The sequence below is a fragment of the Microcoleus sp. BROC3 genome, assembly GCF_036702515.1.
Classification (GTDB): domain Bacteria; phylum Cyanobacteriota; class Cyanobacteriia; order Cyanobacteriales; family Microcoleaceae; genus Microcoleus.
In genome coordinates this window covers 150,826-157,452 of record NZ_JAUBTQ010000011.1, presented here as the reverse complement: position 1 = coordinate 157,452, position 6,627 = coordinate 150,826, and the positions used below count along the sequence as shown (strand labels likewise).

General features: G+C 44.9%; 5 protein-coding genes and 1 pseudogene. 3 read left to right on the top strand and 3 right to left on the bottom strand.

The annotated features are described in order from the left end of the window. Window positions 1-488: hypothetical protein (locus QUB30_RS09930; RefSeq protein WP_333332567.1), on the bottom strand; the 488-nt coding region annotated here is incomplete at its 3' end. On the opposite strand from QUB30_RS09930, the gene QUB30_RS09925 reads away from it, so the two are divergent. Then, window positions 451-1,623 (top strand): Ig-like domain-containing protein, encoded by a 1,173-nt coding sequence (locus QUB30_RS09925; protein ID WP_333332565.1) that lies wholly within the window; start codon window positions 451-453, stop codon window positions 1,621-1,623. The two genes, QUB30_RS09930 and QUB30_RS09925, sit on opposite strands and share 38 nt — an antisense overlap. A 383-nt stretch (window positions 1,624-2,006) precedes the next feature. Here QUB30_RS09925 and QUB30_RS09920 read toward each other — a convergent pair whose 3' ends face one another. Together QUB30_RS09920 and QUB30_RS09915 are read right to left on the bottom strand one after the other, a co-directional pair. After that, entirely contained in the window at window positions 2,007-2,549 is a 543-nt protein-coding gene (locus QUB30_RS09920; RefSeq protein WP_333332562.1) for a hypothetical protein, read from the bottom strand. Between the two features lie 425 nt (window positions 2,550-2,974). Further along, window positions 2,975-4,046, bottom strand: a pseudogene (locus QUB30_RS09915) (IS630 family transposase). Window positions 4,047-4,480: 434 nt separating this feature from the next. On the opposite strand from QUB30_RS09915, the gene QUB30_RS09910 reads away from it, so the two are divergent. Next, window positions 4,481-4,834, top strand: a complete 354-nt coding sequence (locus QUB30_RS09910; protein WP_333332559.1) for a Nif11-like leader peptide family RiPP precursor — start codon at window positions 4,481-4,483, stop codon at window positions 4,832-4,834. Between the two features lie 517 nt (window positions 4,835-5,351). Next, window positions 5,352-6,620: a nif11-class peptide radical SAM maturase 3 gene (locus QUB30_RS09905; protein ID WP_333332556.1), complete on the top strand. Its 1,269-nt coding sequence runs from the start codon at window positions 5,352-5,354 to the stop codon at window positions 6,618-6,620. The last annotated feature ends 7 nt before the right edge of the window (window positions 6,621-6,627 follow it).

Genomic DNA, 6,627 nt, shown 5'->3' with positions numbered 1-6,627 from the left:
AGTCCCACCACCGGGACAACAACGAGTCCCACCACCGGGACAACAACGAGTCCCACCACCGGGACAACAACGAGTCCAACACCAGCGACCACAACTCCCACACCAGCTACTACAACTCCCACACCAGCGACCACAACTCCCACACCAGCGGGGACAACAACGAGTCCCACCACCGGGACAACAACGAGTCCCACCACCGGGACAACAACGAGTCCCACCACCGGGACAACAACGAGTCCCACACCAACAACGGGGACATTGCCGACACAGGTTCCGAGTCCGAGTCCGACTCCGACTTCGGGCGGGACAACTCCGAGTCCGAGTCCTTCCATAGTCCCGACTCCAACTGCGACAACCCCAACTCCTCCACCTTTCGGCGGGGGGCCGACTCCGCCCGGTTTTACATCTCCGACTCCTAACGAGCCGCCGATCGTGGAAACTGGGAAGACGTTGACTGGTTTGCAAAATTTGCCTCTGTCTCTGAGCATTTCGGCCCCCAGCGACCCGGAGGGCCAGCAACTGTCGATCGGGGTAGTAGGACTGCCCAATCCTACTTTCGGTCAGGTAATTACGGGTACGAACCCGATCGCCCTGAACCAAAAATTGACCGTTCAGGAATTGCTCGGGCTGACATTTCAACCTGCAACTAACGCGATCGGGCAAGCGGGCTCTTTCAGCTACAGCGTAGCTGACGACCAAGGCGGCACGGCAGCAGCGTCAGTGGCGATTAACATCAACTCTTTCGATACCTCCGTAAGTGTTCCAACTATCCTGTCGCCGATCGTTGTTGATGACGGCATCGTATTTACAAATACGAATAATTTGCTGCCCACTTTCATCGACGTACTGGCGAACGATTCCAGCCCGCAAAAAGGGCCGCTCAACATTATCAATGTCAGCACACCGCAACTGGGGATAGCTGTAAATCTTGTCTCTCAGGTGCAGTTCATCCCCGGCAACGTAGCCGGTACAACTGCTTTCGCCTACAGTGTCAGCGACGGATTCGGGACAATTCCGGGCGTAGGTACTGTCACCGTTCAAATCTTGCCTGCAGATAGCGGGCCTAACAAGTTGATTGGGGGCTCTTTGGCGGACAATTTCAACGGTTTGCTGGGTAGCGATACTGTTGACGGTCAAGGCGGTAACGATACGATTAACGGCGGTTTGGATAACGACGTGCTTGTAGGCGGCCCCGGCGCAGATACCATGACGGGGGGCGGCGGCAGCAATCAATTCCGCTATACCAGTCCTGCCGAAGCTGGGCCGGCGTTTGATGCTGCTTCTTCGGCGGCAATCAATGCTGCGATCGCGGCGGGCGGATACGATGTGATTACTGATTTTAACGGCCTCGGTGTGCCGATCGCCGATCAGTTTAATTTTGCCCCCGGATTCCCCAATCTCAGCAATGGCAGTCAAGTTCTGCTGAATGTGCAGACAACTGTGTCTGCAAATATTCTCGGAGGAACTGCTTTCTTGTTTGCCTACGATTCCGGCGGCAATACTTACATCATTTATGACGGCAATGGTAATAATGTCACCGGCGGCGATTCTCGCATTTTGGCGAAGTTAAATGGTGTAACTGGGGTTTCTTCTCTGTCTGGATTTGACTTTACTTTTATCTAAAAAGATAAGAGGTTTGAAACCGCAGGTAAACGCAGATAAACGCCGATTTCGTTGGCAATTTATCTGCGTTTATTTGCGTTCATCTGCGGTGAAAAATTAAAGCTGATTATCTTCAGAAAACAATCCTAATAAAGGGTCAAGCAGAGCACAGAACTTTGAGAGAATTTAGAGGTTTGAAACCGCAGATCGACGCCGATAAACGCAGATGTAACCCACCTTCGGCATCCTCTACTTTCACAATCGGTTTTTTCGGAATTTTGAGAACAAATTAAGTTACGTTTTAAACAACGTACAAGGAAATCATTGTGGCCATCGCCAGTCCAAAATACTCACTTATTCCAAAATTAGTGGTGTGACACGCTCGCGAGTGCCGAAGGTGGGTTTTAACTACAAGCCCCACAGGCTGGGCAGATAAAGCTTCTAGTATCTTTATCACTCCGACAAGGGATTGCTAATAAGTTTCTACCGAAAATGCGCTCGACCGATCCTACTTGTCGATCGTACCATGAGTTAAGAATATCTAAATCAGAGAGTTTGATGTATGGGTAACGCTCGCTACACTTGCCACAAATTCGCATTCCCCACTCCGTTCCGCAATCCTTGCCACTCTTACAATCACAACGGAAGCACTGGCTATCTAGAGGCTCAAAGCGATCGCTTTTCTTGTAACAGGTTGGACAAGTTAACAATGGCTTAAATCGTTCTTCTGTTCGAGCCGAGAAGTTATTCAGATTCTGTAATTCAATTAGTTCTCCTTTAGCTCTCGGTCCACGAGATTTAGCTTGATTAATTAGTTGTGAGAAACGATTATCAAAATCCACCTGTTCTTCTGGTTTAGGTGAACAAAGTAATTTATATCGCTTCAACCATAAGTCAATGGTGTTCCGACTGATATTGAACAGTTGGCTGACTTCACTTTTCTTCATACCATCTTGCGTGTGGGGCTTCGATCACTTTTTTTCGCAGGTCGTAACTATAGGGTTTGGGCATGGGGGGCGATCGCAACACAGAAATCTCGACTACAAAATTAGCAACTTTTTGATGTCTTGTCTGTTTAATTGAGGATGATCTTGCGGAACTGGTGGCGACAAGTGATTCTAGTGCAAACCTCGCGGACTCTTGCTCTCGTGAGCCCCTAACCCTCGCCACGTTAATGCAGCCAACTCGATCGCCTGTCTGCGAGCGCGGGATTGTGGACTCTGGGTAACCACCCTCACACTTAAGCGAGTCCGTCTCTGTTTCAAGGAGAGCGAACGTGAGCCTCAACCCACATTCTATGTCCGGCGGCGGTTGCTATAATTGCAAGTATTTTTAGTTTTTTTTGAAACAAAAATAAGCTAATACCATTTTTTTAAAGATGTGCTAAAGATAAAGAATGTAGAATCCAAGACCATCCTGTAAGAAAACCAATGACATGATTTGTTAAAGATGATAAGATTTCCTGAAGTTTTACACGGAGTTCGTCAAGATTACTAAAGACTAACCTACCTAAAAATTCTTTGATGTATTCCCATACTCTTTCTGTGGGATTGACTTCAGGACAATGAGGAGGTTGAAATAGTAAAACAATATTGTCTGGTAATTCAGATGTGCTTAAAAGATGACCGGGAGCATTATCGACTTGAATAATATGGAATTCATCGGGATATTGAAGCGACAATTGTTGCAAATATGCTTGAAAACAAACTCGATCTAAATGGGAAAAATCCCAAAAAAAACTTCTCCCAGTAGATGGGGATACGGCTCCATAAAGCCAAAAACATTTAAATTTCCATTGATGTTTGCCTACGGGTTTTACACCCCGCAGTGTTAGCCTTCGTCTCTGAATTGTATGTAGTCCTAATCGAGTTTTGTCACTACACCAAAACAGATAGTTTTTGTAGTTTTTTACTCGGTCATAAGCCTTGTCCAGTAAAAGTTTGATTTGCTGATACAGGCTATTTTTGAATTCATTGATGGCCGTTAATTTTTGTTCACTACTCCGAGGTCTTGGGATTGTTAATTTACTTTTTAACTCCTCTTTGACCAAGGAGTATACAGCTTGATAACTACTAGGTATCTCTTTGATTAACCACAGCCAAAGATGAACTTCTTTATAACTGGAAAATCTGGGAGGGTCTCTCAATTCTTGTTGTAACGAAGCCGCTACTTCAACTGAAAATTTTTTGGGTCTGCCAAAAATCTGCCGATTTTTTAACAAGTTTTCTATACCACCCTCTTTATATTGAAAGAGCCAGCGATGAATTGTGGTTTCACTTTTACCCAAAAGCGACGATACTTCTCGGACTTTTTCTACTTGTTTTGACTGAAATAAATAAAGCATTTGAACTTTATTATATGCTAAAATTCTTTGCAAGTTGTTTCCTAATCTCTAGCAATACTTCTACAGATTCGGTAATCGTTATATGAGGACGACCAGACATTTTAATGTTCTCCTTTACTTTTCATATAAGTCTATCATAACTTTATAAAAATGGTATAATTATGTCTCAATCAGAAAGAGTTGTTAAATAAAATAGTTATACTTTTGCAAATTGCGGATATTCTCCGATAGAATTATTGATTCTATACAAAACTTTTTAAAAGTCTATAGTTTGTAACTCTTAAAAAAGACATATAGCGGTTCTCAAGCGTGGTGAGGTATGCCCTATGCCCTATGCCCTATGCCCTATGCCCTATGCACGTCGGGTACCTCATGTTACTGAGAAAGGGTATAATTAAAGTATTTAAGTGTGAATTTTTGTTTCAAAACATTTACTTTTTTTGCAATTTGTGGCAAACTATACTCGGTCAAAAGTGCTGAATGTTCTGTTTTCGGTTTTCTCCTGCTTTTTAGTTTGATTCAAAGGAGGTATATATGTCCGTAAGTTTGTTTGAAAGGCTGAAAGAATTTTTGGTAAGATTGGTTAAAGACCAATCCTTCCGCACTGAACTTGATAACGGCACAGTTGAGGAACGTCAGCAAATATTGAAATCGGCTGGCTACATTTTTTCAAAAGAAGAATTTGAAACTGCTGCTATCCATGTATTAGAGTCAAAAGAGCGGGGCGAATTCACTGAACTCAATGAAGAGGAATTAGCTGGAGTCCTCGGGGGATTTGTGGGCGTAGAATTAAGTTTTAAAGCCCCTCAACCCGTTCAACCCATGTACGGGGTCGTGTTCCCTGAGCCACCAACCGTCTCGTTCTCAGCCCAAGAAGGGATTGTCTAACTGATGTACGGAGTAATTGTCTCATCCGACGAATAATTACATTTTTCATCTGCCGCTTTGAGGATGGCAAGGGCGATCGCTATATTTTAAGCAAGTATTTGTTGCCACACCGAAATTTATTCCTCAAGCGGCAACGATTTAAACTAGGAGCTTACTAATGATAAATTTACTTTCTTTCACTCTAACAGATTCAATCATTTAAATTAAGAGTAAATTACGCCTGGCGAGCATCACTATATCTGACGTGAAGCCTGGGAATTCTAAATTGTTTCAAGGAGTGAGAGCTTCCTAACTAACCTAAGGGATTACAAGCAATTGTATATCGCTGGTGGTTTTATTAGCATTAGTGGCATTAGCGTCGTCAGAGTTCCCAGATTTGACAATATTTACTCCGTCTCTATTTTTTTTGTGTTCAGATGCTAAATAAAATAGAGGCTTAACGTTTTGAGTCTGTCTTCTAAAGGGTTTTTAAGAAATTAACTTACCCGTTTATATCCCAAAAAAACTAAAGGTTTTTATGACATACCGTCGCACGAGTTATGCTGTTTGGGAAATTACTCTAAAGTGCAATTTGGCTTGTAATCACTGCGGTTCGCGAGCGGGACACGCACGCACCACAGAGCTTACTACAGAAGAGGCGTTTGACCTCGTTCGGCAGATGGCAGAAGTCGGGATTAAAGAAGTTACATTGATTGGTGGCGAAGCATTTATGCGTCCAGATTGGCTGCAAATTGCTGAAGCGATTAACCAAGCTGGGATGCTTTGCAGTATGACGACTGGAGGTTATGGCATCTCGCTAGAAACAGCACGTCGAATGAAAGAAGCAGGCATTGCAACCGTCTCGGTTTCTATTGATGGCTTAGAGCAAACGCACGATCGCTTGCGCGGACGGCAAGGCTCTTGGAAATATGCGTTTAAAACCATGAGCCATCTCAAAGAAGCTGGCATAAAATTCGGTTGTAACACCCAAATTAACCGCCTGTCAGCACCAGAATTTCCTTGCATCTACGAACATATTCGCGACGCCGGGGCGATGGCTTGGCAAATTCAACTAACCGTGCCGATGGGTAATGCGGCAGACAACGCCCATATTCTCCTGCAACCCTGCGAACTACTGGATATTTATCCCATGCTAGCCCGTGTAGCTCGTCGGGCAAAGCGCGAGGGTGTTCAACTCCAACCAGGTAATAACATCGGTTATTATGGCCCTGACGAACGGTTGTTGCGGGGACGCGGTAACGAAAACGAGTGGGCATTTTGGCAAGGCTGTTCTGCGGGGCTTTCTACTTTAGGAATTGAGGCAGATGGTGCGATTAAAGGCTGTCCCTCTTTACCCACATCAGCTTATACTGGCGGCAATATCAGAGACCATTCACTCCGTAAAATTGTTGAAGAAACTGACGAGTTGCGTTTCAATTTAGGAGCGGGAACGCCTCAAGGAACAGCGCACTTATGGGGCTTTTGTAAAACCTGTGAGTTTGCCGAGCTTTGCCGGGGGGGCTGTACTTGGACTGCCCATGTTTTCTTTAACCGTCGCGGAAATAATCCTTACTGCCACCATCGGGCGATCGTACAGGCAGCAGAGGGAATCCGGGAGCGCGTTTCTCCTAAAGTTTCCGCGCCAGGGCTGCCGTTTGATAATGGTGAATTTGAACTAATTGAAGAGCCTATTAATGCTCCTTGGTTGGAAAATGACCCGCTTCATTTTACAAGCGATCGCATCCAATGGCCGGCAACTTGGGCGGATGAACTGGAACCTTCCGAATCCCCATTAGTTGAAGTTTAATGAGTTG